The organism is Microbacterium songi (assembly GCF_042747925.1).
Classification (GTDB): domain Bacteria; phylum Actinomycetota; class Actinomycetes; order Actinomycetales; family Microbacteriaceae; genus Microbacterium.
In genome coordinates this window covers 178,083-202,935 of sequence record NZ_JBHZIE010000001.1, presented here as the reverse complement: position 1 = coordinate 202,935, position 24,853 = coordinate 178,083, and the positions used below count along the sequence as shown (strand labels likewise).

Genomic DNA, 24,853 nt, shown 5'->3' with positions numbered 1-24,853 from the left:
GGTCTAGCGCTGACAGGCGGCGCGGGAGATACTTACCTCTCTCCGGGCGAGGCTCGGCCCTGCGCATCGATACGAACGACGCGATCAGAGATGGGATGTAGTCGATGGATATGTTGACGGGCGCGGAGATCGCGCAGGCGGGACTGAGCGACTGGCGCAAACTGGCGCAGGGTCTGCATGCCCGCTATCTTGTCGACGACTTCGGCGCCGGGGTGCGGTTCATCACCGCGGTCGGCGCGGCCGGCGACTCTTTCGGGCACCACCCGAGTGTCTCGATGGGCTCCGGGTATGTCGACCTGAAGCTCGTCAGTCCCGACGCCGTCTACAGGGATGACGCGGGCATCGAGCATGTCGTCGAATGGGTCACTCAAGCGGACGTCGACGTCGCGCGGACCATCTCGGACCAGGCCGCAGACCAGGGTTTGGTCGCAGACCCGGCCGCGGTCAGCGTGATCGAGCTCGGCCTCGATGCAACGAACTCTGCAGCCGTGGCGCCGGTGTGGGCAGTGCTGCTCACGGGGAATGCCGAGGCACAAGGTCACGGTTCGCCTAGCGACGAGATCAGGGACGCGACGGGGCGCGTCCCCAACCTGTGGTTCGGGGACGCCGATGTCGAGGCGACATCCACGCAGCGCTTCCATGTTGAAATCTACGTGCCAGCCGAGACAGCCGACCGACGAATCGCTGCTGCGATCGCCGCCGGCGGGTCCATCGTCGATGACAGCGGTGCGCCGTCGCTCACCGTGATCGCCGACCCGGAAGGGAACACCGGAGTCATCTGCATCGCCTGACCTGATCACCGCAGATGCGACCACGAGAACGCTTCGCTCTCGACGCCCAGACTCCCCGAAACGAAGAAACCCCCAGAATCTTCCGGAAATGGGGGTGGTCTCGGACACCCGGCGGCGCCGGGTGAACCGAGTCCCGGGCAACCGAGCCATTGCCGACCGGTCAGCGAGACAGTGGGCGAAGCAGATCCTCGGTAACGGGGAGCGACACTGAGTAGTAGATCTGGTCTGCGGTCATGTCACCCCAATCATCCTTCTTCACCCGTACTGCCGCGGACGAGACCTCTGCGATCCGCACACGAAGCCACGAGCCGTCGTCGAGCCGCAACTCGTAAGGGTCGGCAAGATACCCCAGGCCGAGCTCGTCAAGCGTCTCCTCTGCGAGCATCCATTCCACGGCGTCTGTTCGCTGACGCCCCAACAGATCGACTGCCACGAATCCCTCGCCGACGGGCTTCATCCACCCGACTCGTTCCCCGTCATCGGAACGTCGATGTTCGATCCAGTCCTCTTCCACCCGTCAAAGATAGCGACCCACCAGAAGAGCATGTCCGCAGGACGACCGGCTTGCGGGCGTGACGCGAGGAAGGCGACCGGCGTACTGTCTGCTGCATGGGTGAGCGCTTTTGCAAACCGCGTCACACTACCCGCTCGGACGGCCGTTCCACATTGGTCACGACTAGTGATCGGGGCGTCTATGGGTCACGATAGTGAGAGTGGATGCGCAACATCTGTTTCCAGGGACGCTGAAAGCGATATACGACACGCTCCGCTCCCATGTGCTTGCCGTGGACGGCGGCATCATCGAGGAGTTTGCGAAGACCCAGGTGAGCTACGGAGCAGCTCGGAAGTTCATCTGGCTCAGTCCGCTCACGAAGAGCAAAGCACTTCTTACGGTTGACATGTGGGACGAGCATCGGGATCCGATGATCCGGGACGTCATTCGCTATCGCGAGGACAAATTCACCCATCAGATCGAGGTGCGTACGGCGGAGGACGTCGAAGCCGTATCGACGCTTGGTTGGTTCGCAGAAGCCGCTCGCTGGGGGCGCAAGGAGCGCTGACGGCACTGCCCAAGCTCGCGAATGCAGCGCCCATATAGGGATGGTCGCCCGGGAAACAAGGACGCCCCTTCTCGCACGTCATCCCGCGCGCGATCGAAAGAGTGCCTGGCCTCAATTAAGGCCCTGGCCCAGACGAAGGCGCTCCGCCTGGCGCAGAAGATGCTGTTGTTCGAGGGTGCTGGTCGCGCGCCATGCGGCCTCCGCGTACTCGGCGGCCGCCGCATCTACTTCGCCGGTCCGTTCGTGGAGGTACGCGAGCACGGCGTGGTACCGCGGGACATCATCGCCGACAGGGTCGAGGGCGGCGAGGCCCGCGTGCGGCCCGTCAGCCTCACCGATCGCGACCGCTCGGCCCAGCCGGATGACGGGCGAATCCCCGAAGACGAGAAGCTCGTCGTACCATTCCACGATCTGCACCCAGTCGGTCTCGGTAGCACTCTGCGCATCCGCGTGCAGCGCCGCGATCGCGGCCTGCGCCTGGTACTGCCCCAGCCGATCCTGTGTGAGCGCCGACTGCAGGATGGCGACTCCTTCGGTGATCGCATCCACGTCCCACAGGGCGCGATCCTGCTCGGCGAGCGGCACCAGCTGTCCACCTACTACACGCGCCGGCTGTCTCGCATGGTGCAGCAGCATGAGCGCGAGGAGCCCGGCGACCTCTGGCTCATCAGTGAGTGCGGCGAGCTGCCGCGTCGCGCGGATCGCCTCGGCAGCGATGTCGATCTCCCCTGAGTAACCCTCGTTGAACAGCAGGTAGAGCACGCGCACCACACGGGACAGATCGCCCGGCTGATCGAGCGGGATGCCGACGAGCCGCTGCTTCGCGCGACTGATGCGCTGCGCCATCGTCGCCTCGGGTACGAGGAAGGCATGGGCGATTTGCTTCGTCGTCAGGCCGGCGACTGCACGCAATGTGAGTGCGATCGCCGACGTCGAGGTGAGGACCGGATGCGAGCACAGGAAGTAGAGCCCGAGCGTGTCGTCATGCTGCGGCACGGCGCCGGGTTCGGGCTCTTGCGCGAACAGCTCCTGGCGGGCGGCGCGCGCCGCATCGCTGCGCACTTGATCGAGGAACGCACGCCACGCGACGGTGACGAGCCACGCACGGATGTCGCGCACTCCCTCGAGGACCGGTCGCTCGAGCGCTCGCACCAGGGCGGTCTGCACCGCATCCTCCGCCGACGAGAAGTCCGCGCCGCGCCGGACGAGGATGCCGACGACCTCCGGAATCGCACGGCGCAGTGCCGTTGCATCCACCTGCGTCATCCCACGTCGGCCGGCGGCGCGCCCATCACCTCACGCAGTTCCAGCCACTCCCCGAGAGGCTTGCCGCCCGCCCACGGAGCAGCAGACAGCTCAGACGCAAGCTCGAGCGCTCGAGGGTAGGAGTCGACCTCGATGAGCATCCAACCCGCGATGAGGTCCTTCGTCTCGGCGAACGGACCGTCGACGACGGGCGGGCGCCCCTCGCCATCGAAACGGACCCACGCGCCCCCCATCGAGAGTCCCTCCGAGGAAACCATTTCCCCCGACGCGATCAGCCGCTCCTCCATGTCCTGCATGTACTGCACGTGCGCGGCCCACTCATCCGGCGTGAGCTGATCCATCGGGACCGCGTTCACCGCAGGACGTCCGCCCCGGTAGTGCTTCAGCATCAGATACTTGGCCATGACAGCTCCTTTTCGGTGCAGCCCATTCTGGCCGCCTCAGATAGGAGACGGAACTGATCCGGCGATCTCTACATCGGCCGGCGAAATTCTCGGCGTTGTTGCTGCGGCCCGCTCATGGAGTCGCCCGCGCGAGCATTTCGGCCTTCGACCAGTGTGGGATTGTCCGATCGCGCACATGCGCGATCAACGTTCGCTTCGAGCGGCGCGCAGATGGATCTTCGACGTGCGCTCGCCCGAACCCGCGCGTCAGCGGTTCACGACGAGGGCTTCACCGAGGGGCGTGCGGACATGGAGAACCCGGGGCCCGTCGCGTGCGCTGTCGACAAGGCCGTTGGCGCGCAGCACGCCGAGATGATGGGAGGCGGTCGACACGGAGAGCGCGGCAGCTGCGGCGGCCTGGGTCGTCGAGCAGGGATGGTCGAGTTGAAGCAGCAGGCGCGCCCGCCCCTCGCCGAGTAGCGCTCCAAGGGCCGTCGCCGTGCTCTGACCCCGGTTGTGCCAGTCGGTCGTCACGCCGTGCGCAGGATAGAAGAGTGCGGGTACAGCGGGTTGCTCCGTGATGACCGCGCATCCACGGCCCGCCATCATGACCGACGGTACGAGCACGAGGCCATTGCCGGCGCAGTCAACCGTCTCGCTGTGAAAGCGGGTGCGCACACGAACGACACCGTCGTTCCACGTGATGGTCTCGTGGATGCCGGCGATCATGGCCCCGAGGCCGAGGTCGGCGACCTGCCGAGCCCGGACGGCAATGTCCGCCCGAGCCACGCGGGTGAGCTGTTCCCAATGTGGCGCGAGCACAGCATCCCAGACCGTCCGCCAAGCGTCGGTGATCGCGCCACGCGCGCTCGCTGGATCGTCGAGGAGCCGGCGAATGCGGGCTTGCCTCGCTTCTCGTGACCGGGAGAAGACCTTCTCGAGGTCGTAGGCGATGCGTTCGTCCGGCACGGCAAGGAGTCGCTCGATCTCGTCGCTCGCGGTCATGTCGCCGGAGGGTGTGGCGCTGAGGAAATCCGGCATGTACGAGTCCACGCCGATCACATCGGACAGGAGTCGGAACGCGCCGGCCGGTGCTGCGGAGCGAACCGTTCGGAACCACCCCCACTGCAGTGGGTGGGCTTGCGGCACGAGCATCGAGCGCACGGCGAAACACAGCTCGTGGCCGGGAGAAAGACCGAAGCGGAGCGCAGAGATGTCGGCGAACGCGAGCTGGAAGTCGACATGGTGCTCTCGTCGCGCTTCGACCTTTCGACTCACATCGAAAGGCTAGCCCGCTCCTTCCGACGGGTCGAGAGTCGCTTCTGTGGACACCATCGCAAGGGATCAGCATCCGATCGAATTCGGCAATCGCGGTCTTGTGCCGGCAGACCGAATCCGCATCTCCGGGTCGCGCACGCTCAAATTCGAAGGTGTCGCCTACGGCTCGGGCGTCTCGTTCTTCCTCGTCACGAACGATCCCGGCATGGGGCCCGGGTTGCACCGGCATCCGTACACCGAGACGTGGACCGTGCTCGAGGGAGAGGCGACCATCGCGATCGGCGCTGAGCAATACATCGCGCGCACCGGTGACACCGCGGTCGTACAAGCGCAGGTCTGGCACGGCTTCCGCAATACCGGCGACAGTGTGCTGCGGATCGTGTGCATGCACGACTCCCCGGTGATTCTGCAGGAGGACCACGACGACGCCGAAGGTGCGAATGGTTGAACACGAAGGGCGTCGTAGGACGATGACCCGCCTAGCTCCCCGCTTTCCGCACCCTATGAATCACTCGCCCTCGGGTGCCGTTCCGGACCAAATTAAGCTCGAACCGAAGAAGGAAGACATGTCATTCCAGGCCTACCTCGACGCCATCGAAAAAAAGACCGGCCTCACGCCTCGCCAGCTGCTGGACCTCGCCGAGAAGCGCGGATTCGACGGGCCCTCCGTCAAGGCTCAGGAGGTGATCGCGTGGCTCGCCGACGACTACGGATTGGGCCGTGGCCACGCGATGGCCCTCGTGTCAGTCATCAAGAACGGGCCGGTCGTTCCGACCAAACACGTCGGGACAACCGGTACCCACCGCGACGAGTCCGAGACGCTGTGGCTGGACGGCATCGCAAGCAAGCCATGACCCGGCCACCCCGTGCGGCGGGCGCGGTGGGCGGGCCCTACAGCCCGCAGAGGGATCCGCTTCTGGGAATGATCTGTTGAGCTGATCTACTGTCGGTCGAGCGCTCGTCAGGTGACATCACAGCTCCTGCTCAGCCATCGCCCTTCCGCCAGCAGGCACAGTCTCCAAGTTCGGACGCGTTTCCGAGCGGTCGATCGACGTCGTCAGGAGTCGGAAGAAGAGCCAGGCGGTTTAGTTTCAGTGAACGTGACGGCCAGACGACCTACCGCCGTCGGGTCTTCGATCTGCGGGAAGTGACCGAGTTCGGGCCAACGGGTCACGTCGGCCCGTGGGTTGAGGCTAATGATGGCGTTCAGGACGGGTTCGCCAGAAATGTGGTCCTGTCCTCCCCAGCCGACGCTGAGGCGGCCCGGCCAATTTCGAATTGCGCCCTCCCACCGATCTGCGAGCTCGACGCGTTCACGGTTGAAGTAGCTGAGCTTGTCGATGATTTTGTCTCCGCCGTTGTAGGCGAGTAACGACCACTGGTCGTCGCCCTCGTCTTTCGTGAGCGGGTGCTCGGCGGAGAACACCCCAGCGAGCTGCTTCCGGATGACCTTCGGTGATATCAGTCGCGCGAGGAGTGGTCCCCATCGGCCGCGGAGAAGCTTCTGCGCGGCAGTCAGGTTCGCTTTTCCGATGACGACGGAGCTGTTCGTCATCATCACCCCGTTCAGTATGAAGGTGAGGCTTCGGTCGATGTCGCGGGCCATCAGCTCGGTCGCGACGGAGTCGCCCAGGTCGTGGGCGATGAGTAGTGCCGGCTGGCCGGCGATGAGTGTTTCGACGATGTCGGCTTGCGTTTTGAGCGAGTAGACGACGTCGGTGGGCTTGTCGGAGAGTCCGAAGCCGAGGAAGTCAAACGCGAGGACCGATGCTCCCGTCGACTCGAGGGCGGGGAGAATGCCCCGCCAGTCGTAGCTGCTGGACGGGTAGCCGTGGAAGAGAACGACCAGAGGCCCGTCGCCGCCGGTGCGGCGGACGAAGATCCGGTGCCCGTTGACGGTCTCCCATCGGCCGGTGGCCGCCCACTCGGCGACTCGAGTCGTCAGGCCGCTCACGCGAGGCTTCTGACGATGAGGTTGGCGACCTGGGTGGCGTCGATCATTCTCTCGGGGGTAACGACCTGGTGCATGGTCATGGCGGTTCCTTTCATCGAGTGAGTTGCGTCAAGCAACTTGATCGAACTGTAGGCGAGTTGCATAATGGAACGCAACCCCGTCCGGCACTTTGCGAGCCTGGCGAGAGAAGCCGGAGAAGTCATGAAGCGCACTGACACGTCGACCTGGCCATGCACCATCGCCCGCGCCAGCGTCATCTTCGGTGACGCCTGGAACCTTTTGATCCTGCGGGAGGCGTTCTACGGCAACCGTCGTTTCGACCAGCTACAGGAGGCCCTGGGCATCGGCCGCAACATCCTGACGGATCGGCTGACCACCCTCGTCGACGAAGGTCTCCTCGAGCGGGCCCCGTACCAGTTGCACCCACCCCGGTACGAGTACCTCCTCACAGTGAAGGGTCAAGACGCGTTCCCCGTCTTGCTCGCCATGGCGACCTGGGGTCGCGCGCATACTCTCGGCCCGGACGAGGATCCACTGATCTTCGAGCACGCCACATGCGGTCATGACTTCGACGCGACGATCGCCTGCTCGCATTGCGGCGAGCTGGTCCGCCCCGAAGACACTGGTTTCCGTCGAGGTCCGGGCTACCCCGATTACGACCCTGCAGAAACGACAGTCCGCACAACTGAGAAGGTCGCCCACATAGATGCAACCTCGACGCCCATCGCTCTCAAGCGGCAGTGAAACGCAACCGACCCGTCTCGCCGACTTGGAACGACGACATTGCATAGAGCTGGTGCCGCCCGGTAGCTGATCCACCAACGGGACAACGCTGTCGCGGTGGCCGACGCTCAATTGCAATCCTTCGTGCGTCGCGAGCGTGTGTGAGGTGGGATTCATCCGTAGACGAGGTAGGTGCCGGGCTTGCTCGGCTCGCGCAGCTCGAACTGAAGATGCAACCTGGCGGACTCGAGTAGGCGAACTTGATGCTCGAACTGTTGGTTGGTGACGAATACCGTCCGCGTCAGTTCCCATCTCTCGTCGAACCAGGTCCTCATCGCCTCGAGGAGTCGTGTGTCCATGTCGGAAGCGATCCGCGACTGTCGGACCCAGAAGTAGATGACGGCGTCGATCTCCGTCCACACGGGATTTGCTGCGACGGGGGTCACGGTGGCTTTTGCGAGGAACGTCGCGGTGGTGGGGAAGACGTAGACGCAGCCGAGACAGTCGGTCTCGTCCGGGGCGAGCACGGTGTAGGTGAACGCACGCCGCTCCAGGTGGCGTTGCTCGAGATTGGCGAGGTCTTCGCGATTAGCCTCGACGGTGAAGTCGTCCTCCGGCCAGCTCGACTGCTCCCACACCCGCAGATCGACGCGTGTTTCCATGACCGCCTCGTGATCACGCGCTGCGTCCGAAGCCAGGATCGGCCGCAACAGGAACTCGTCGGTTTTCAGGCCGGCCGGGATGTTGCGCCGTGGATCGTCAAGCGACATGCGTTCGGGCTTCGAACTTGCCCGTCCGCTCCTGGCCGCGCCTGCGAGCTGCTTCGCCGGAGGCGAGACCGAGCGAGGTCTACCGTCCTGAGCTCGCGACATGTCTCTATCTTCACGCCACGAGACGGACCCAGTCGCAGGTGGTTTCAATCTCTGCCAGACGACGCCGAAGTGCGGACGCGGCGACGAGGCGTGTGATCAGATCAGGAACTCGGGTCTAACCTCCGCGATGCCAGAGAGTTCAATCTGGAGTTGCTTGGCAAGGGTTTCGCCGGCTCTGAGCCAGTCGGTGGGTGGCGGGATCGGCAAGAAGCACGCCTCCAGGTTCTGCGGACCTACCGTTGCCGGTCCGATGTGCTCGTGGTCATCTGGTCTGATCGCGGTATCCCCACCAGCCGTCGGCGAGATCCAACGCCCAGTCCGCTTGTCGGAGGACCGGCATGCCGAGGATGAGGTCAAACGGCGGATCCCCGGCATGTTCGATCCCGGCAATATCGGCGATACCGGCAATCGTGGGGGTGAAGGTCCGCCCGCCCACTGTCAGGCCGGCCATCCGAACCATCTCGATGTTCGACTCGACGCCGCTGGCGTCGATTCCCGACGAGTTGCCCTCCGGGCGGAAGAGTCCGCTGTGCCGTCGAGCGAAAGCACGGTCAACGATGCTGATGCTTGCTCCGGAATCCCAGATGGCGTTCGCCGCGATGTCACCCCAATTCGCCGTCACGTAGGGGTGCCGCCGCGAAGACTGGACCAGATCGCGACGGTGATCTACAACGCCTTCGCCATCGAACTCGAGGACCGCCGCGGAGAAGAGGAAGTCGAGTCGATGCTCGCCCAAGACGTCGAGCCCGAGAAGAGATGGCGCACCGGGCAGAGCCTCGACATCGAAACGTGGTCGAGCGATCCGCAGACCGCCGATCGCCATCATCTCCGCCACCACCCGGTCGGGCCGACGGTTGCCTCCGAAGACTCCCCGACCCGCATCTGATCGGGCCGGCGCGCTCTGCAACTTCCGGCTGAGTTCGCCCGCCGCGAGAGCGCTCTGCGCTCCCCCGGTATCGACGATCAGACGTTGATGAACACCGTCAACGTCTACCAGGACGGATACGACAATCGCTTCCGCGACATCGGGATCCGGGTCAAGATTCAAGCCCACAGCGATGCCCACACCGACACCATAGGTCCGCAACACAGCACACGGAAACAGCACAAGGGCGCTCCGGGACATGCGACTACCACCGCGGTTGGGTGCCGTTATCGGATCCCCTGACGGACGGCCGACGACGGATAGATTGACGACATATTGCATGCGTATCGCATACAATTGATGCTATGAGCGCGGAGGAATCAGAGGCAGCCATTGCCCGCTGGCACGACGCGGTGAACCGGAAGGATCTCGCGGCAGCCCTCGGCACCGTGACGAATCCGATAGTCATCAACGGGCCGAAGGGCGCCGGGCCGATCACCGATGAGGGATTCGTGGAGTGGGTCACCCGGTCCGGCATCACCTTGCATCCACGGTCGTTCCACCCGATCACGCAGCGAGTGATCGTCGTCGAACAGGACGCGCGATGGCCGGAGGATTCATCGTCCACCCGTCTGGCGACACTGTTTCGCGCGAGTGGTGGCCGCGTGTCGGCAGCGCTCCGGTTCCCGGCCTTGAGGCCGGCTCTGGAGTTCGCCTATCTCTACACCGAGCTGGCAGCGACCGAATGAGCGAGGCCGGCGCCGGCCAGGCGCTCTTCTCCTTCGTTCGGCACTGGTCCCGACGCTGGGACGGCATCGGTGCAGAGGAACGCGCAGCTCGGGGCCGCGATGTTCTCGCGGTGGAGGCCGTCCACGCACTAATGCAGGACCACGACCATCCCGCTGTCAACGACGTCGCGAGGGAGCTGGGGCTGGATCAGTCGAACGCCTCGCGGCTCCTTTCGCACGCGGCCGATGCCGGCTACCTCACCCTCAACGTCTCGCCCTCTGACCGACGACGACGCACCGCGGCCTTGACCGCCGCTGGACACCAACTCCTTGCAGCAGCTCACGCCTGGCAGGACGAGGTGTACCGCAGCCTCACGGCAGAGTGGACGAACGTCGAGCGAACTGCTTTCGCGCAGGCCATGAGCCGTCTGGTCGCGACGTCTACCCGACTTGACCAACACTGACCTCCGATCCGACCCACTGAGGCGCCCTGTCACGGGTCCGCGAACGGACCGGTCTCGCAACTTCCGCCGTACCGTTGGCATCAGGTACTCCAAGCTATGGGCGTGGATCTGGACCATGGTCATCCCATCGGGCAGTGGGACAGAGGCTTCCCTCGGTGCCGCTAGCGCCGGCCGCCAGTTCGGCTTGTCAGTAGCGGCGGACATCGCCGCTACTGACGTCTGCGACGGCGCGTGCGCCTCTACATCTTCGTCACGGGCGTCGGTCGCACCGAGCATGAAGGCGCGGACGAGAGCTACCTGAGCCGCAAGCCGGATCCGCTCTGGCTGGGCTAGTTGATGATGTGCCCTCCCTCACTTGAGAGGAGCACCGATAGCCGTTGCCGCCACGTCTGCAACTGGTCGGGCGACAATCGGGTCCACTCGGTGATTTCACCCACGATCCGCAGTGGGTGAAGGCTCCGGTACGAACGGGTGGGATTTCCGGGGAACTTCTTGTCGGTCACGTTCGGGTCATCCTCGAACATCCCGGTGGGCTCGACCACGTAGACCCGGGGAGCCGCAACGCCGCCACCGAGCTCGGAGGCGATCTCCGCGGCCAGGCCGGCGCCGTCGGCGACCGCGGTGAAGTAGACGTGGTTCATCACGATCTCTGGACGGTAGTTCGAGCGGTGACCGGCTGTGAGCATGTCGCCCACCTGCAAGTCCGCCACGGTGCCGTGGAAGAACGGGCCCGTCTCGTTCGCTACTGACACCTGAGCTCCTTCCGTAGACGCATTCGGGCCTGCGATCATGCCACGACACTGGGCCCTTGCAGCAAGACCCCCTCCGCGCCATATCCTGGAAATGGCGGAGCACGGCCGTCGCAGGCGTGCGCGTTACGACGACGATGCAGTCGAGTTTCGCTACGACGCGGACCGGTAGCCGATTCGCCGGCGGCGGTTGAATGCGAAGTGGGTGAGGCGACTAGGGCGTGTTGCTAAACCTGGCCCGAATGGTTCCGAGCCAGCCTTGATGGATGTCGCGTGATGTGGTTCCCGATGAGGTGCGGCTGTGATCGGTCCCCCTGTTTCCACAGGTCAATCGGCCGCTCGTGGCGGACTGACGACGAAGAACCATCTGGTCTGCGACGGAAAAGGGCGTCCCTTGGCGTTCTTGCTGACGCCGGGTCACAGCTCGGACACCTCTTGGATGCAGGTCACCCTTGCACAAATCCGGGTGTCGGGTTAACGCGGTCGGCCCAGGTCCCGGCCGGACCGGGTGATGGCGGAATCGCTCACCGCAGGAAGAAGCGTCGTCGAGCGCTGCCTCGGGCAGCTCAAGCAGTCGCGGGACATCGCGATGCGATCAGACAAGACCGCCCGTAACTACCACGCCGCACTTAGCCTTTGCCGCGACACCCCACTGGCTGGAAGGCAGCTTCAGTAGCACTCGCTAGGATCCTGGGAGATCACGAGCGATGGCGACGGAGGCGGCAATATCGGCGGCCGCGGCCAGCCCTGAGGCCAGGGCGGTGATGATGGCGGCCGGAATCCTGGGATCGGCTCGCTTTGCCACGTCGCCGGCCGCCCAGACGCCGACGCGGTTCGTTCGCCCGAGGGCATCGACCTCGATACCATCCCGGCCGGAGCGGATACCAAGATCGTTTGCAAGCGTGGATCGCGGAATCGGGTTTGGTGGGATGAACACGCATGCAGCCTCGGTGACCCCGCCATCGTGCAGCATGATCCTCACTCCCGCTACTGAACGGGTCACTGCCGCAACACTCTCGGGTGCTATGACCGGAACGGTAGAGGACAGCCCACGCAAGAGGCCCCCCACGTGCTCGGCGTGGCTCCCGTCGGAGATCACCGCGATGGGGCCGGACGCGAACTCGTGACCGTGGCAGTACGGACACGGCAGCACGACATCACCCCAGAGTTCGTGGACCCCGGGAATGGGCAGTAGGGCATCTTCTACGCCGCTGGCGATGAGGAGGCGTTCGACGCTCCACTCAGAATCCGACGTGACAAGCACCAGCCCCGACCCCTCCTCTCGAACCGAGTCCACGCGCTGCTGGACGATCCGCACACACGGGTAAGCAGCGAGTTCAGAGTGCGCAGCGGACCGCAAGGCCGCCGGTGCGGCCCCGTCCCACCCGAGCACATTGCCCATTTGAGACGACGACACATTCCGGTAGCGCACATCGTCGAACACGAGCGTCTCGACGTGCATCCGACCGAGGGTGAGCGCCGCCTGCAGCCCCGCGGGACCGCCACCGATGATTGCCGCCTGATACTGAAGAATCACGCAACCATTCTGGCCGGACGCGTCCACAGCAAACAGACACCCCAAGAGCGCCCATCAGGCTTCAGCAACACGCCCTAGGCCAGCTCGACCACATGCCTGGCGAGGAACGCAGCGCTCTTCAGAGTCAGCCGTCGCTCCGCCCTGCGGAGCATGCGTGTCACCTTGACGACGTCCCGGTCGAAGCCGCCCTCACGCCCGACGACGCCGTGAGCCCACTCAAGGGAGGCTTGCGGCGGCTGCCCCCCTTTCGGAAGCTGTCCTCCGAACAACGACTGCAATCGCACCCTCGGATCTTCCCGGTCACCGAACATTTTCGCTGCCCACTCGCTTTGCATCTCGATACCTCCCTCCTCAGCCAAGCTCGCTCCCGGCGCCCACACATCCTCCGCACGACGGATATTTGAATCACAGAGGGATGGGTATGCGTCCGCCCCTGCGGAAGCTTTGGGCCACCGTGGCTCTGAGTAGGCTGGTGTGAGCGTCGCGTGCCGGTGACAGTCCGTCTCGGGCATGGAGGCGCCGAACCGAAGGATCGTGGATGCTCGCATCAGCCCCTTCGTCGTCGCTTGACTGAGGGCGACACGACCAGGCTTCTCGCCTGGAGCACCGAATTGCGTACCGTGCATCAGCGACTCCGAGACGCGCTCGGTGTCGCGCAACAAGCGGTGCGCGAGGGCGACCACGCTGAGAAGGCCGGTCGCGACCTCCTGCTCTTCTGCCATGGTTTCTGCGCTGCTCTCGACGGGCACCATCGCGGTGAGGACCGTGCCCTGTTTCCGGCGATCGAGACAGCGCACCCAGATCTAGGACCATCACTGCGCGCCCTTGAGCGGGACCACTCGATGATCGGCCACCTTCTCAGTGGACTCCGTGACGCCCTGGATCGGGCCGCTCCACCGGTGGAGCTCGAACGGCACCTGGAAGGCGTAGCCGCCATCATGGAGAACCACTTCCGCTACGAAGAACGGCAATTGCTCACCGTCCTAGAAAGTCTGCAACTGCACGCCGAAGTGGAAGACGTCCTCGGCCCGTTGTGAACCGAGCCGGCGTCCCGTAGGCGGACCCGGTGAGGGCGGCCCGCGGGGCGCGATGTGACAGAGCGAACTGTGCCGTCTCGCGACGACACGCACCCCACGTAGTCGGTGAGGCTGCGCGCGGTCGGCCAGGCTTGGGCTGCCGGGGGTCACCGAGTGCCGGTGATGTGGAGGGCCTGCATCATGGCCATCAGGTAGACCGGTATGACGATGAGGTTCTTCACAGCGAAGGTCACAGCGTCGGTGGTGCGGTGCGCGTAGGCGGGGTCGACGTTCAGTGCGGCAAGGAGTGTGGTCGTCCGATCGACCGTGACGGCGTATTCGAAGGCGGCGTTAAAAATGAGGGCCAGGGCGGTCACGACCGTGAGTTGCAACAGTATGCCGGCCCAACCGCTTCGCCACGCGTGGCTGATGTCACGGCCGACAGCCGCCCACTGACTACCGGCGAAGACGTCCGTGGCACTCCAATTGCGTCCGAGCGCGATCATCGCCACGACCAGAACGATGCGGAGCAATTCGACGATCACTTCCAACCAGCCGTTGTCGTTGCGCGTGAACAGTTGCACGGTGCGCAGGGTGGCCGGGACAAGAGCGGTCGCGAGCAGGATCACGCTGCCGAGGTAGGCGACGGACGCCGCTCCAGTCACGCGGAGGCCGGCGGCGAGTTGGCCCAATAGCCAGCTCACTTAGCTGCACGCGTCATCATGCGCCCGATAAGCGTCTTGGACCACGGGCGGTAGCGCGTGTTCTGGAACCCCTCCACCACCCAGGTCCCGTCGATGAGTCGAAGCAGAGTCGTGTTGGTGGACACCCGTTTGCGGGACGGGCGGGTTCTGTGTCGCTGCCAGGACATCAGGATGCCGGCTCGCTGCACCACGAAGACCGTGTCCTCGCCCACGAGACGCAGCGTGCGGTCGACGGTCAGCAGATGCGACCCCTTCATGATTCCCGCGAACAACGCCCGGTGACCGTCAGCGATCTCCGCGCTTCCGGTCATCACCGTGCCATCGAAAGCGACATACGTCGCTGTCTGGGAATGAAGTAGGCCGTAGGCGTCGGCGTCACCTGCCGCCCAGGCATTCTCGAGCGCGCGCATCGTCCTGATCGCTTGCTCTTCACGGCTTGCCGCTGTGCCTTCCACCATCATCGGTCTCTCCTGATTTACTTAGATCGAACGTAGCAATTACTACGGCGAATCTAAGCTTTAGGGAATCAGATGTCAACCGAGTCAGGCACCGCTCCTCGTCGTGATGATCTCGGCCGGCAACTCAGCACCGCCGTGGTCCTGTTCCACCAAGCCGTCGCGGCGCGGGTGGGGCTCTCCGCCGGCGACCTCAAGACGCTGGAGTTGATTGAATCGGAGGGTCCGTTCAGCGCCTCAGAACTCGCGCAGCTCACGGGTCTGACCGGAGCCGGCATCACCAACGTCATCACCCGACTTGCTGCGGGCGGTCACATCGAGCGGGAGACCGACTCTCGGGACCGACGACGAGCAATCATCCGAGCGACGACGACGAACAATCCCGAACTCACGGACGCGTTCGCCCACCTCGGCATGGCACTGGGAGCGGCGATCGGGGACTACAGCGACACCGAGCAGGCCGCAATCACAAACTATCTGCAGCGAATGGTCCACATCCTCCGAGACGAAACCGCGCGCCTCGGACCCACACACCAAGACAGCCGGCGCTGAAGGCTTTGCTTCCGGGATCGTGGGCGGCGCCTCGCAATCATGGGTTCCTGCGTTCCCGTCGTAGCTCGGCGAGGTCGATCGCCCACACGTTGACCGTGAGCGTCGTTCCCCGGAAGGGAAAGTCAGCGGTCCCGTCGAGCGCAAAACCTACCTTGCGACACAGCGCGTTAAAGGGGCCGTTGTCCACCGACGGAAAAGCTGTGAGCAGCCCCCTGTGACCGTTCTCGACCGCATCGCGGACCACCAGCTCTAGAGTTTGTTGGGCGACGCCCCTTCCCTGGGCTTCAGGCACGACGAACCAGCCGGTCTCGTAAACGTCATCGCCCCGCCAGGTCGTCGACCACCAGCCGATCGCCGCAACGGCAAAGTCGCCGTCAGTCACGGCGAACATCCGCGCGGTACCTGTCGCCCAGTGGTCGAGGTATCGGAGATGTCTGTTCTCGACGTCGGAGTCAGACTCCGGACCACCCAAGTGTTCCGTCATGGCTGGCGCATTGCCCACCAGCAGGAGAGGCAAGTCCTCGTCCGACCAGGGCCTGATTGCGATAGTTGACATGAACACATTTTGCTCGGTGCATCCGCCCGAACTACGTCGTGTTATAGCGGCAGAACGAGAACGACTAAGTAGGCGGTGCCTCGCGGGCCGGGTCGGATCCCTGGACGAAAAAGTTCACCCGTCGGTGGCGAGCTCACGCCGCCGCATGAGGATGAGGGATGCCGCTCCGCCGACGACCACCGTGAGCAGCAGCCACCACAGTCCACGCACGTCCACACCGTCGGGGGTCATCTCGGGTGCGACGCCGACCGGGGCGAGGTGCACCAGCCAGTCCGGCAGGCCGAAGAGGGGTCCGAACAGTCCCAGGATCATTCCGATCACAACGAGCGACCAGCCGATGATGATCGTCGCGCGCGGCGCGAGTACGAAGACCAACGCGGTGAGCACGAGGAAGACGGATGCCGCGGCCACCTGGCCGCCGCCGGTGACGCCGACATCCTGCATGAGGGACCACTCGCCGCTCTGCGACGCGATCCCGACCGCAGCGCCGGCTGCCCCGGCACCGATCACGAGAACGATGCCCGCGAGCGCCACCACGAGGTAGTCCCCCAACCATCGAACGCGACCGACCGGAGCCGCGCGGATCGGCTCCGCTCGCCCTGCGGCCTCCTCTTGGCGCGCGCGGCAGACGATCTGCACGGCGCAGCAGGCGGCCAGCACCCCCAACATCGTGAAGAACACCGAGACGGTCGCCTGCGCGAGGTCTGCGCTGCCGCCGATCGCGGTCAGAACCTGATCGATGGCGGGGTTGTCGGCGCTGACGGATTCGACCACCGACGCGAGCGATGTCGACAGGATGCCGGTGAGCAGCCCGCCGATCGACCAGCCGATCACGGCTCCGGCCGTCAGACGCATGACCAGAGCGCTGGGCGAGCGCAGCCCGGCGCGGGCATCCGCGCGGCCCGCGCGTTCGGGGATGAAGCTCTGATCGAGGTCGCGGGAACTCTGAAGAATCACCGTCACGCCGATCAGCGCGCCGCCGAACGCCAGGCACAGCAGGATCGGCCACGGGTTGTCGTCGGCGAAGGGACGGACGTTCTCGCCCCAGCCGAAGGGCGACAGCCAGGTCAGCCACGAGCTCTGCATCCGCTGAAGGTCAGCGCTCGGACTGCCGAGCGCGTTGCCGATGCCGCCGAAGAGGAACGTCACGACGATCACCCAGACCGCCAGGGAGTTCGCGCCGCGGGACGTGCGGATCAGCTGCCCCGCGAGAAGGCCGACTCCGAGGAACGAGATGCCGACGGCACCGACGGCCGCGCCTGAAATCAGGGCACCGGTGGCGTCCGCGCCGGTCGCGAGCAGCGCGAGCGCTGTCAGGAGCGCGAGCACCAGATTGGCGAGGATGCCGTGGAGGATCGTGGCTGCGAGCGGAATCATGCGTCCGGCCGGAGTCGCCGAAACCAGTTCGGAGCGCCCGAGCTCTTCGTCCATACGCGTGTGGCGCACGGCGAGGAAGGTGTTCATGAAGGCGGCGAGAATCGCCAGCCACGGGAAGATGAGGAAGAGCATGAAGGCGCTTTCGTCCGCCCCGGACGGCAGCCCCCGGAACAACAGGATGACCGGGTTGGCGATCGCCGCCGCCAACAGTGAGGTGCGGTCCTGCTCGGTGCCGTAGGACTGCGCCACCCCGGCATACGCCGCGTAGGCCAGCAGGGCGGCCCCGACCGACCACAGCAGCACCTGCACCCAGTCGCGTCGAAGACGCTGGGCGAGCAGCGGGCCGAGCGTGTTCACGTCCCGACCGGTTCCGCTTCAGGTCCCGTCGTGTCTCCGTAGTGCCGCAGGAACAGTTCCTCGAGCGACGGTGGCGCGATGTGCAGGGCCTGCACGTTGCGTGCAGCGAGCTCGGGAAGGGCGTCGTTCACCGCATACGAGTCGACCGTGAAGCGCACGCGGCCCTCTTCCTGCGCCACATCGTGTGCACCGGGAATTCCGGCGGCCGCCGCCACGTCGGATCCCGCGAACGAGATCTCGGTGCGCGTCAGGTGCCGGAGGTCGGCGAGCGTGCCCGACTCGACGACGCGGCCGGCGCGGATGATCGAGACTCGGTCGCAGAGTTGCTCGACCTCGGAGAGGATGTGGCTGGAGAGGAGCACCGTCGCACCGGCATCCCGAACCCGCACGATTTCGCGCCGGAACATGACCTCCATCAGCGGATCGAGCCCGCTCGTCGGCTCGTCGAGGATGTACAGGTCGGCCGGCACCGCGAATGCCGCGATCAGCGCGACCTTCTGGCGGTTGCCCTTCGAGTACGCGCGCCCCTTCTTGCGGGGGTCGAACTGGAACGCCTCGAGCAGGCGCGCTTTCTCATCACGATAGGCCGCGTCGTGCCGGCCCGCTCCCCGAAGCCGCGCGAGCAGGTCGATCGCCTCACCACCGGAGAGGTTCGGCCAGACGCTCACATCGCCGGGGATGGAGGCGATGCGGCGGTGGATCTGCGTCGCGTCGCGCCAGGGATGAAGACCGAAGACGGATGCCTCGCCCGACGTCGCTCGCGCAAGCCCCAACAAGATGCGGATGGTTGTGGATTTGCCGGCGCCGTTCGGGCCGAGGAATCCGTGGATCTGTCCCTTTTCGACGGACAGATCGAGCCCGTCGAGCGCCCGGCCGCGGCCGTAGCGCTTTTTCAGGCTGCGCGTCTGGACCACAGCGCCCGTGTTCGTGTTCGTGTGTGTCGCCACGGCGAGTGACGCTACGCCCGTTTCGTGGACTTGGGAATGGCTTCGGTCGATCGCTGAGGTTACCGCCGCGACCGTGGCTAGGGAACAGGTCTTGCCGTCCGGTTAACCGTCCTCGGCTGCGGTCGTCTTGCTCACTCTCGATGCGAACCCGCAGGATGTCAGGGTGCCTCTTTTCGATCACCTCGGATTCACCGTCGAAGATCTGACCCGATCATCCGCTCAATTCGACCCCGTCATGAGGGCGCTCGGATGCACTCGGCAGGATGCAGAACAGTCGGTGTCCTGGTACAAGGGTGAAGAGGAGCTGATCCTGTTTCCCGCGCGGGAGGTGGGCACCGGGCCGCACCGGACCGGCCGGGTCGGTTGGCAACATCTGGCCTTCGCCGTCGACTCCCGAGATGAGGTCGATCGCCTGCACGCGATTGCGGTGGGAGCAGGCTGGACGACGGTGCGCGAGCCGAAATTGTATCCGCGGTTCAACGATCGCTATTACGCCTCCTTCATGGAGGACGAGAACGGCATCCGCCTCGAGTTCATGTGCAATTCGCCGCAACAATCAGTCGACAAGCGCTGAAGAGTCGAACGGATACGTTGCTGTCAAGCGGAGGGATCGATGGGTTCGCCGCGAGCGTTCGAATCCTCGGTTGATATGAAGGTTCGAACATCACTGCCACGTTGAACTTTCTAGGTGTCCTACAATCCCCCGCCTCGGCGCGGCTCCGTCAATCGCGTGGGTGGCTGTGGCGCCTGTCGAAGGTGGGCTGTAACGAGACGAGCAGATCCTCGGGATCGGCGGTGGGGTTCAGCGCCTGCTGCCGCCGACGCCGGGCACGGAGGTGATCTGCCTCATCCACCCGGCGATTTGGACGCTGTCGATATCGTCCAGGGTCTGCAGTTCGACGCCTCGTGTTGCTTTGCCCATTCCCACGGGCGTCACGGGAGGTACGGGCTCGAGCAGGGTCGCGCCATTGACGAACATGAGCTTTACGTCAGACGCAAAACCTCCGCAGCTGAAGCACCAGCCCTCGCCGACGCCGTAGTACGCCATTCCCCACTTCACGGCTCTGTAGAGGTTGGGCAAGGTCGCGGCGGCTAAAGCGTCTACGGCCTGGACGACGCTGCGTTGAGGCTCGGGAAGACTGGCGATGTAGGCGAAGACCGGCTTGTCCCCGACAGCTGCTTTTGCGGGACTCGCTCGACCCGTCATCGCTTGCGGGAGCTGCGTTCGCTCGCCGTCCTCCCCGGTACCTGCCATCTCCCACCTCACTGTGCTCACACGCCGGTGGCGTCTCCTGCGTTGAGCCGGACGTTGTCGGCCGACCGTTCGGCGTTTCTTTTCGACGCGAACGCTTCTCCGGATGCCGCGACTTTATCGCTGCCACGCCAGGCCCGCCACCGATAGCTGCCACCCGCGTCCGCGTAGATCTCGTACCTCGCGGTCGCCGCGCCGAGCTCGAAGGATCGCGCGGCACGGAGGGCGCCCGTCTGGTCATGGAGGGTGCAGCGGATGCCCGGGCACGCCTCCGATGCTCTCGACCGTGGCACCAGCCGAGACTCCCCGAGACGAAGAAACCCCCAGAATCTGGCGGGATTCCGGGGGTTTGCGTAGCGGGAGCGGGGCTTGAACCCGCGACCTCACGATTATGAGTCGTGCGCTCTCACCAACTGAGCTACCCCGCCGCGAGGCATCCGTTCCCGAGGGACCGGAGGCTTCGAGCCCCGAGACAGGATTGAACTGTCGACCTCTTCCTTACCAAGGAAGTGCTCTACCACTGAGCTATCGGAGCGCACCCGAGCGAGCCCAGGCAACTAGAAGAGACTACCAGAGCGGCGGCGTCCCCTTGAATCGGGTCAGCAGGTCGCGTGCGCCTGCAGCCACGGAAGCGGATCGATCGCGGTGCCGCCACCGGGCTCGATCTCGAAGTGCGTGTGCGCCCCGAAGGAACGACCCGTGTCACCGGTCTGGCCGATGAACTCGCCGACCGAGACCTTGTCGCCGACCTGAACCTGGCGCGACCCGTAGATCATGTGCGCGTAGCGGCTCGACACCAGCTGTCCGTCGATGACGTGGTCGATCACGATGGTCACGCCGTAGGCTCCCCCGTCATCGGTCGAGATGCGCACGACCCCGTCGGCGATGGCCTGGATGTGCGCACCCTCGCCCGGCGTGAAGTCGATGCCTTCGTGCAGCGTGCCCGAGCGCATGCCGAAGCCGTAGCTCATCGGCACACCCACGGCGAACGGCCACTGGATGGGGCAGTTGGGGTCGGCGGTGAAGACCGAGCTCGAGGTCTGACTGATGCCCGCGACACCCGCCATCTCGACGAGCGTCCCCGTCTGATAACTCTCGGAGCGATCGACGCCGACGTTCTGCGTCTGCGATGGCGCGACATACGCCTGGATCTCGTTCGAGGTGGCCGGCACGTCACCGGCGGGCTGTGCGAGCATCGCGGACGTCGTGTCGAGCGACCCCGAGGACGAGGCGACGGCCTGCGCGGGGGTGGTCATCCCGACGGCGAGGAGACCGACGATGCCCATGACACCGACGGAGAAGGATGCCGCGGTCATGCGCTTGAACGAATGCCCCGCGACCTTCGGACGGCGTGACGCCTTTTGCGATGCGGCCGCCGTCTTCTGGCCGGCGGCGACCCGGACGGGCGACGTGTCGGCTGCGGGGCCCGCGATCACGGGGTTCTCACCGGTGAAGGAGAACAGGCGCGCCGCGATCTCGAACTCGTCGACTGACGGAGCGGACGACGCTGCCGGTGTCGACCCGGTCGACTGGGCGGCACGTCGCGCACGGCGACTGGTCGACGGATCGATGTCGACGTGTGGAGGGGTGCGCAGTGGCTCGTCGCGACGGACGTCGGAGGTGGCCTGCGAACCCGTGGGAAGTGCACGGCTGGAGCGTCGCGTGGGCGCGAGATCAGCAGCCGATGAGGGGTCGAAAGTCAAGACGCAGGAAGGCTTTCAGATCGAGTCGCCCGGGGGGTGCGACGGGGTGGAACATGGAGCTGTCGATCATTCTGCCGTTCGGGCGAAGATAACGATCAGGTAAACACTACCGGTAACATCCTGGGAGTCACGTGCACGGGCCTTTGCACGATCGGCCCGGACGACATCCCTCAGAGCACCGCCGCTCGTCATTCCGGACCCGCGGCGGCAGCCTGCAGCCGGTCGAAGAGCGCAGGGCCGCTCGCGATGATCATCGCGTTGTCGGCTCTCGCCCCGGGGAGACCGCCCACGACTCCGCCCGCTTCTTCGACGAGCAGGGCACCGGCGGCGTGATCCCAGGGTTTCAGTCCGCGCTCGAAGTATCCGTCGAGACGCCCCGATGCGACGAAGGCGAGATCGAGCGCCGCCGACCCGATGCGTCGCAGATCTCGGGCGAGCGGCATCACTCTGGCCACGCGGGCGAGGTCGCCCGCGTGCGTCGCCGGGTCGTACCCGAAACCCGTGGCCAGCAGCGCGCCCGCGGGCGAGAGCTCGGCATTCACGGCAAGACGGTCCGAGCCGAGCCACGCCCCGACACCCTTCACCGCATGGAAGAGCTCGCCGTTCGCGGGACTGAAGACCACTCCGGCGAGGGCGACCCAGCTCTGCGGGTCGGGCTCGCCCGCGACTGCGGCGATGCTGACGGCATACGAGGGGATGCCGTAGGCGTAGTTCACGGTGCCGTCGATGGGATCGACGATCCAGGTCGTGCCGCTTCGCCCGACCTCCGCCTCCGACTCCTCCCCCACGAAGCCGTCGTCGGGCCGTTCAGCAGCGAGACGCGCACGGATCAGCGCCTCGACCTCGCGATCGGCCTCGGTGACGATGTCGGCGATGGCTGACTTGGTCGCCGCGATCGAGACGCCCTCCGCGCGCCGACGGCGAGCGAGCTCACCCGCCTCCCGTGCGATGTCGATGGCGAGTTCGGCCAGCTGTCGGTCGTCGTCCGTCATCAGCGGGTCGGCGGCAGCGGCGGTGCGGGCGGGTAGCCCTGCCCGTGCGGGGTGGGCGGCGCGGGCGGAGCAGCGGGAGCACCCGGCGGACGGGCACCGGGGCTCATGCGACCGGTGTAGAACGCACCCCAATCAGGCGAGCCGTCGGGCATCACGGGCAGCGGCGTCCGACCGTCGGCGAACATCGGCCAGGGCAGCGGCTGCACGTGCGCCTGCGGCTCGAGCGATGACGACGATCCGGCGAACACGGGCGGCGCCTGCGGAGGGAACGGTGCAGGACGAGCGGATGCCGCGGCCGACGGGTACGGGCCACCCACCGTGCCCGGGCCCGCCGGGCGGGCCTTGCGGGGGGCGAGCAGCAGGTTCATGAGGGGGATGAGCGCGGTCCCGACCGCCGCGAGGATCGTGATCGCCACAACGAGACGCCAGTACCACCCGCGGAAGTCGATGAACTCATTGAGCATGAGCGACAGGACCAGCATCAGCGCGAGCAGCCCGACGAGTGCCACGGTGATGCCGGCGATGACGCGGACGAAGGTCGTGGGGTTGCGGCGGACCGCCTTCGCGAACAGCGTGACGTGCAGCAGTGCGAGCTGCACGATGAGCACGATGAGCAGGAACTCGACGAAACGGACGAACCCGAGGCCGGAGCGGGTGTCCGGCAGCCAGATCATCACGGCACCGATGACGAGGATCGCCACCCAGCCGACCATGCTGGCGAGCGCGAGCCACCCGGGACGCCTCGGGGCGAGGTGGACGTCGAGGATCGCCGCACCGGCGAACGCCGCCAGCAGGAGGATCGTCGAGAACGCACGACCGATGATGTCGCCCGTCGAACCCACCAGCACCCACACGACGCAGAGGAGGGCCGCAGCGATCAGCGCACCGATGGCCACCCAGATGGCCGCCCGCTGCAGCTGCGGGCCGGCGGCGCCTCGAGTCGGTACGTCACGCGGAGGTTCGGGAGTAGTCATAATCGCTCCTGATCGGGCGAATTTCTGGTGGCGAGTGAGGGATTCGAACCCCCGAAGTCGATGACAGCTGAGTTACAATCATGGCCCCTCGCTGTCCCCGGTCATCCTCACTCGTCCTGTCTCCTCCTATTCAGAGGGGAGCAGCTACCGAAAGGCTGACCAGATGGCCGATCCTATCCTCCGTCCTCCGGCATCGCGTGCCCGCAATGTGCCCGCGCGCGTTTTCCAAATGGACCGGGCGAGCGGCCTCCGGTGGGCTCTCTTCGGGGTCGTCTTGGGAGTGCGCGCAGCCTGGCGCTCCAGCCGTCTACACGCCACCCACGCGCCGCTGCCGGGGCTCCCTGGGGTGACGTTCGAGGAGGCCCGTCAGATCGTTGCTGAGGCTGAGCCGGACATGGTGGTGGACCGTGACGGGTTCGAGGATGCGGAGGCGTGGCACGTGCTGCGGGGGCCGCGGGCGCAGATCGTGGACGGCGACGAATCGGCTGCGCTCGTCGGCCAGCCTGCGGCGCTCGTCAATAAGGCGACGGGGCTCATCGAGCTTGTGCCGGTGGGGCCGAACCTCGCGAGGCTCAGCGCAATGAGAGCGGTGGCACGTTCCTAGGGTGCTCTGGCTCCTCGCCCGGCTGCGACGTTGTGAAGGTCCAGGCCAGCGTGTAGCCCACCGGGGGCGTGACCGCCAAACACCATGCACGAGGATCAAACGCTGCGTGATCGATGCGGGGCGAGGGACCGAGAGGTTGCCCCGCTTCCTCTGCCGGACCCCAGCTCTCGGTGAACTTCAGCGCCGTAGGCACAATCTCGTCTTCTAGCCTGTCGAGGACGCGAGCTAGCGTCGGCAGCACTGGCTCCCCCGCCCACGGTTGTGTCGTGAATTCGTGCCTAATGCGTGTACCAGGCTGCACGTTGCTCACGTAGGCGACGCCGAAAACCTCCTCGCGCCCGTGCTCGTCTGTTGTGCTGCCAGAGAAGCCACGGATATCGCACCCGTTCAGTGCGACGGCGTGCTCGGCTGTGACCCGCCTCCACTCCTTGACCTCGATGCCGCGCGCACGCCGCACAGCCGATAAGTCAGGGTCGTGGAACGCCTCCTCCCACCACTTCCTATGCTCTGAAGACCGCGACGCCATCTCCGTAGTTTCCCTGTCGAGGATGCGCCTGACGTTGTCAATGCGATCAAGCACCCAAGGCAGGTAGTCGTTGAATTCCTGAGAGCCATACGGCGGGCGCTGCGCCTGCTCATTGAGTGCTCGTCGCGCGTGCCAGAGCGCCGACGTGGTGCGCGGTAAAAGTCGTC

At 65.6% G+C, this 24,853-nt stretch carries 31 protein-coding genes and 2 tRNA genes; 11 read left to right on the top strand and 22 right to left on the bottom strand.

The features are described 5' to 3' along the window. Nucleotides 1-104 precede the first annotated feature (104 nt). Complete coding sequence (locus tag ACFM35_RS01075) at nt 105-791, top strand: 4a-hydroxytetrahydrobiopterin dehydratase (protein ID WP_378837266.1); 687 nt, start codon at nt 105-107, stop codon at nt 789-791. Between the two features lie 160 nt (nt 792-951). Here ACFM35_RS01075 and ACFM35_RS01070 read toward each other — a convergent pair whose 3' ends face one another. Beyond that, the gene (locus ACFM35_RS01070; protein ID WP_378837264.1) at nt 952-1,248 is read right to left on the bottom strand and encodes a hypothetical protein; all 297 of its coding nucleotides are present in this window, start codon (nt 1,246-1,248) and stop codon (nt 952-954) included. A 256-nt stretch (nt 1,249-1,504) separates the two neighbouring features. Here ACFM35_RS01070 and ACFM35_RS01065 point away from each other — a divergent pair, with 256 nt between their 5' ends. Beyond that, the gene (locus tag ACFM35_RS01065) at nt 1,505-1,852 is read left to right on the top strand and encodes a DUF5655 domain-containing protein (protein ID WP_378837261.1); all 348 of its coding nucleotides are present in this window, start codon (nt 1,505-1,507) and stop codon (nt 1,850-1,852) included. Nucleotides 1,853-1,963: 111 nt separating this feature from the next. Here ACFM35_RS01065 and ACFM35_RS01060 read toward each other — a convergent pair whose 3' ends face one another. From ACFM35_RS01060 to ACFM35_RS01050, 3 genes are all read right to left on the bottom strand, one after another. Then, a complete protein-coding gene (locus ACFM35_RS01060) occupies nt 1,964-3,109 on the bottom strand; it encodes an RNA polymerase sigma factor (RefSeq protein WP_378837258.1) in 1,146 nt (381 codons plus the stop codon). 5 nt (nt 3,110-3,114) lie between these two features. Continuing rightward, entirely contained in the window at nt 3,115-3,522 is a 408-nt protein-coding gene (locus tag ACFM35_RS01055; protein WP_378837256.1) for a YciI family protein, read from the bottom strand. A gap of 246 nt (nt 3,523-3,768) precedes the next feature. Then, nucleotides 3,769-4,779 (bottom strand): DUF5937 family protein, encoded by a 1,011-nt coding sequence (locus tag ACFM35_RS01050; RefSeq protein ID WP_378837254.1) that lies wholly within the window; start codon nt 4,777-4,779, stop codon nt 3,769-3,771. Between the two features lie 46 nt (nt 4,780-4,825). Between ACFM35_RS01050 and ACFM35_RS01045 the strand changes: the two genes are divergently transcribed. Next, nucleotides 4,826-5,227: a cupin domain-containing protein gene (locus ACFM35_RS01045; protein WP_378837251.1), complete on the top strand. Its 402-nt coding sequence runs from the start codon at nt 4,826-4,828 to the stop codon at nt 5,225-5,227. A gap of 118 nt (nt 5,228-5,345) precedes the next feature. Further along, nucleotides 5,346-5,633: a DUF4287 domain-containing protein gene (locus ACFM35_RS01040; protein ID WP_378837249.1), complete on the top strand. Its 288-nt coding sequence runs from the start codon at nt 5,346-5,348 to the stop codon at nt 5,631-5,633. A 203-nt stretch (nt 5,634-5,836) separates the two neighbouring features. Here the strand turns inward: ACFM35_RS01040 and ACFM35_RS01035 are convergent, their stop codons facing one another. Further along, nucleotides 5,837-6,733 carry an alpha/beta fold hydrolase gene (locus ACFM35_RS01035; RefSeq protein ID WP_378837246.1) on the bottom strand — a complete coding sequence of 299 codons (897 nt, stop codon included), beginning with the start codon at nt 6,731-6,733 and terminating at the stop codon, nt 5,837-5,839. Continuing rightward, complete coding sequence (locus tag ACFM35_RS01030) at nt 6,730-6,876, bottom strand: hypothetical protein (protein ID WP_378837244.1); 147 nt, start codon at nt 6,874-6,876, stop codon at nt 6,730-6,732. The genes ACFM35_RS01035 and ACFM35_RS01030 overlap by 4 nt, the downstream gene beginning before the upstream one ends. A gap of 1 nt (nt 6,877) precedes the next feature. On the opposite strand from ACFM35_RS01030, the gene ACFM35_RS01025 reads away from it, so the two are divergent. Continuing rightward, entirely contained in the window at nt 6,878-7,477 is a 600-nt protein-coding gene (locus ACFM35_RS01025) for a winged helix-turn-helix transcriptional regulator (protein ID WP_378837242.1), read from the top strand. A gap of 152 nt (nt 7,478-7,629) precedes the next feature. Here the strand turns inward: ACFM35_RS01025 and ACFM35_RS01020 are convergent, their stop codons facing one another. Together ACFM35_RS01020 and ACFM35_RS01015 are read right to left on the bottom strand one after the other, a co-directional pair. After that, nucleotides 7,630-8,226: a GNAT family N-acetyltransferase gene (locus tag ACFM35_RS01020; protein ID WP_378837240.1), complete on the bottom strand. Its 597-nt coding sequence runs from the start codon at nt 8,224-8,226 to the stop codon at nt 7,630-7,632. Between the two features lie 364 nt (nt 8,227-8,590). Next, a complete protein-coding gene (locus ACFM35_RS01015; protein ID WP_378837237.1) occupies nt 8,591-9,394 on the bottom strand; it encodes an aspartyl protease family protein in 804 nt (267 codons plus the stop codon). A 164-nt stretch (nt 9,395-9,558) separates the two neighbouring features. Here ACFM35_RS01015 and ACFM35_RS01010 point away from each other — a divergent pair, with 164 nt between their 5' ends. Together ACFM35_RS01010 and ACFM35_RS01005 are read left to right on the top strand one after the other, a co-directional pair. After that, nucleotides 9,559-9,942: a hypothetical protein gene (locus tag ACFM35_RS01010; protein WP_378837235.1), complete on the top strand. Its 384-nt coding sequence runs from the start codon at nt 9,559-9,561 to the stop codon at nt 9,940-9,942. Next, a complete protein-coding gene (locus ACFM35_RS01005; RefSeq protein ID WP_378837232.1) occupies nt 9,939-10,385 on the top strand; it encodes a MarR family winged helix-turn-helix transcriptional regulator in 447 nt (148 codons plus the stop codon). Before ACFM35_RS01010 ends, ACFM35_RS01005 begins: the two co-directional genes overlap by 4 nt. A 329-nt stretch (nt 10,386-10,714) precedes the next feature. Here the strand turns inward: ACFM35_RS01005 and arr are convergent, their stop codons facing one another. Then, nucleotides 10,715-11,176: an NAD(+)--rifampin ADP-ribosyltransferase gene (gene arr / locus ACFM35_RS01000; RefSeq protein ID WP_378837230.1), complete on the bottom strand. Its 462-nt coding sequence runs from the start codon at nt 11,174-11,176 to the stop codon at nt 10,715-10,717. A 640-nt stretch (nt 11,177-11,816) separates the two neighbouring features. Next, a complete protein-coding gene (locus ACFM35_RS00995; RefSeq protein WP_378837227.1) occupies nt 11,817-12,671 on the bottom strand; it encodes an NAD(P)/FAD-dependent oxidoreductase in 855 nt (284 codons plus the stop codon). 566 nt (nt 12,672-13,237) lie between these two features. Here ACFM35_RS00995 and ACFM35_RS00990 point away from each other — a divergent pair. After that, entirely contained in the window at nt 13,238-13,708 is a 471-nt protein-coding gene (locus ACFM35_RS00990) for a hemerythrin domain-containing protein (protein WP_378837225.1), read from the top strand. Between the two features lie 146 nt (nt 13,709-13,854). Here the strand turns inward: ACFM35_RS00990 and ACFM35_RS00985 are convergent, their stop codons facing one another. Then, the gene (locus ACFM35_RS00985; RefSeq protein WP_378837223.1) at nt 13,855-14,391 is read right to left on the bottom strand and encodes a hypothetical protein; all 537 of its coding nucleotides are present in this window, start codon (nt 14,389-14,391) and stop codon (nt 13,855-13,857) included. Next, nucleotides 14,388-14,849, bottom strand: a complete 462-nt coding sequence (locus ACFM35_RS00980; RefSeq protein WP_378838602.1) for an SgcJ/EcaC family oxidoreductase — start codon at nt 14,847-14,849, stop codon at nt 14,388-14,390. The genes ACFM35_RS00985 and ACFM35_RS00980 overlap by 4 nt, the downstream gene beginning before the upstream one ends. A 72-nt stretch (nt 14,850-14,921) precedes the next feature. Between ACFM35_RS00980 and ACFM35_RS00975 the strand changes: the two genes are divergently transcribed. After that, nucleotides 14,922-15,398: a MarR family winged helix-turn-helix transcriptional regulator gene (locus ACFM35_RS00975; protein ID WP_378837220.1), complete on the top strand. Its 477-nt coding sequence runs from the start codon at nt 14,922-14,924 to the stop codon at nt 15,396-15,398. Nucleotides 15,399-15,435: 37 nt separating this feature from the next. On the opposite strand, the gene ACFM35_RS00970 is transcribed toward ACFM35_RS00975, so the two are convergent. The 3 genes from ACFM35_RS00970 to ACFM35_RS00960 form a co-directional block, all read right to left on the bottom strand. Then, nucleotides 15,436-15,954, bottom strand: a complete 519-nt coding sequence (locus ACFM35_RS00970; RefSeq protein ID WP_378837217.1) for a GNAT family N-acetyltransferase — start codon at nt 15,952-15,954, stop codon at nt 15,436-15,438. 114 nt (nt 15,955-16,068) lie between these two features. Further along, nucleotides 16,069-17,688 carry an ABC transporter permease gene (locus ACFM35_RS00965; protein WP_378837215.1) on the bottom strand — a complete coding sequence of 540 codons (1,620 nt, stop codon included), beginning with the start codon at nt 17,686-17,688 and terminating at the stop codon, nt 16,069-16,071. Next, nucleotides 17,685-18,635, bottom strand: coding sequence for an ABC transporter ATP-binding protein (locus ACFM35_RS00960; RefSeq protein WP_378837213.1), 951 nt, complete (start codon nt 18,633-18,635; stop codon nt 17,685-17,687). Before ACFM35_RS00960 ends, ACFM35_RS00965 begins: the two co-directional genes overlap by 4 nt. Before the next feature lie 127 nt (nt 18,636-18,762). Here ACFM35_RS00960 and ACFM35_RS00955 point away from each other — a divergent pair, with 127 nt between their 5' ends. Then, a complete protein-coding gene (locus ACFM35_RS00955; protein WP_378837211.1) occupies nt 18,763-19,209 on the top strand; it encodes a VOC family protein in 447 nt (148 codons plus the stop codon). 228 nt (nt 19,210-19,437) lie between these two features. Here ACFM35_RS00955 and ACFM35_RS00950 read toward each other — a convergent pair whose 3' ends face one another. The 7 genes from ACFM35_RS00950 to ACFM35_RS00920 form a co-directional block, all read right to left on the bottom strand. Next, on the bottom strand, nt 19,438-19,890 hold the full coding sequence (locus ACFM35_RS00950) for a DUF1801 domain-containing protein (RefSeq protein ID WP_378837208.1): 453 nt from the start codon (nt 19,888-19,890) through the stop codon (nt 19,438-19,440). 17 nt (nt 19,891-19,907) lie between these two features. After that, entirely contained in the window at nt 19,908-20,180 is a 273-nt protein-coding gene (locus tag ACFM35_RS00945) for a YegP family protein (RefSeq protein WP_378837206.1), read from the bottom strand. 61 nt (nt 20,181-20,241) lie between these two features. Continuing rightward, nucleotides 20,242-20,315: transfer RNA gene (locus ACFM35_RS00940), tRNA-Met, on the bottom strand. Between the two features lie 35 nt (nt 20,316-20,350). Next, a tRNA-Thr gene (locus ACFM35_RS00935) sits at nt 20,351-20,422 on the bottom strand. A gap of 64 nt (nt 20,423-20,486) precedes the next feature. Further along, nucleotides 20,487-21,590 carry a M23 family metallopeptidase gene (locus ACFM35_RS00930; protein WP_378837203.1) on the bottom strand — a complete coding sequence of 368 codons (1,104 nt, stop codon included), beginning with the start codon at nt 21,588-21,590 and terminating at the stop codon, nt 20,487-20,489. A 188-nt stretch (nt 21,591-21,778) separates the two neighbouring features. Then, nucleotides 21,779-22,582, bottom strand: coding sequence for an inositol monophosphatase family protein (locus tag ACFM35_RS00925; protein WP_378837201.1), 804 nt, complete (start codon nt 22,580-22,582; stop codon nt 21,779-21,781). After that, entirely contained in the window at nt 22,582-23,556 is a 975-nt protein-coding gene (locus ACFM35_RS00920) for a hypothetical protein (RefSeq protein WP_378837199.1), read from the bottom strand. Before ACFM35_RS00920 ends, ACFM35_RS00925 begins: the two co-directional genes overlap by 1 nt. A gap of 163 nt (nt 23,557-23,719) precedes the next feature. Between ACFM35_RS00920 and ACFM35_RS00915 the strand changes: the two genes are divergently transcribed. Further along, a complete protein-coding gene (locus ACFM35_RS00915) occupies nt 23,720-24,160 on the top strand; it encodes a hypothetical protein (RefSeq protein ID WP_378837197.1) in 441 nt (146 codons plus the stop codon). Nucleotides 24,161-24,853 lie beyond the last annotated feature (693 nt).

Excerpts from the sequence above, each read along its gene's own strand:
- ACFM35_RS01055 (WP_378837256.1), bottom strand. The coding sequence starts at position 3,522 with ATGGCCAAGTATCTGATGCTGAAGCACTACCGGGGCGGACGTCCTGCG.
- ACFM35_RS00950 (WP_378837208.1), bottom strand. The coding sequence starts at position 19,890 with ATGGCAGGTACCGGGGAGGACGGCGAGCGAACGCAGCTCCCGCAAGCG.
- ACFM35_RS00970 (WP_378837217.1), bottom strand. The coding sequence starts at position 15,954 with ATGTCAACTATCGCAATCAGGCCCTGGTCGGACGAGGACTTGCCTCTC.
- ACFM35_RS00975 (WP_378837220.1), top strand. The coding sequence starts at position 14,922 with ATGTCAACCGAGTCAGGCACCGCTCCTCGTCGTGATGATCTCGGCCGG.
- ACFM35_RS01030 (WP_378837244.1), bottom strand. The coding sequence starts at position 6,876 with ATGCAACTCGCCTACAGTTCGATCAAGTTGCTTGACGCAACTCACTCG.
- arr (WP_378837230.1), bottom strand. The coding sequence starts at position 11,176 with ATGATCGCAGGCCCGAATGCGTCTACGGAAGGAGCTCAGGTGTCAGTA.
- ACFM35_RS00920 (WP_378837199.1), bottom strand. The coding sequence starts at position 23,556 with ATGACTACTCCCGAACCTCCGCGTGACGTACCGACTCGAGGCGCCGCC.
- ACFM35_RS01005 (WP_378837232.1), top strand. The coding sequence starts at position 9,939 with ATGAGCGAGGCCGGCGCCGGCCAGGCGCTCTTCTCCTTCGTTCGGCAC.
- ACFM35_RS00915 (WP_378837197.1), top strand. The coding sequence starts at position 23,720 with ATGGCCGATCCTATCCTCCGTCCTCCGGCATCGCGTGCCCGCAATGTG.
- ACFM35_RS01010 (WP_378837235.1), top strand. The coding sequence starts at position 9,559 with ATGAGCGCGGAGGAATCAGAGGCAGCCATTGCCCGCTGGCACGACGCG.
- ACFM35_RS01070 (WP_378837264.1), bottom strand. The coding sequence starts at position 1,248 with ATGAAGCCCGTCGGCGAGGGATTCGTGGCAGTCGATCTGTTGGGGCGT.
- ACFM35_RS01025 (WP_378837242.1), top strand. The coding sequence starts at position 6,878 with ATGGAACGCAACCCCGTCCGGCACTTTGCGAGCCTGGCGAGAGAAGCC.
- ACFM35_RS01020 (WP_378837240.1), bottom strand. The coding sequence starts at position 8,226 with ATGTCGCTTGACGATCCACGGCGCAACATCCCGGCCGGCCTGAAAACC.
- ACFM35_RS00980 (WP_378838602.1), bottom strand. The coding sequence starts at position 14,849 with ATGGTGGAAGGCACAGCGGCAAGCCGTGAAGAGCAAGCGATCAGGACG.
- ACFM35_RS01075 (WP_378837266.1), top strand. The coding sequence starts at position 105 with ATGGATATGTTGACGGGCGCGGAGATCGCGCAGGCGGGACTGAGCGAC.
- ACFM35_RS00925 (WP_378837201.1), bottom strand. The coding sequence starts at position 22,582 with ATGACGGACGACGACCGACAGCTGGCCGAACTCGCCATCGACATCGCA.
- ACFM35_RS01040 (WP_378837249.1), top strand. The coding sequence starts at position 5,346 with ATGTCATTCCAGGCCTACCTCGACGCCATCGAAAAAAAGACCGGCCTC.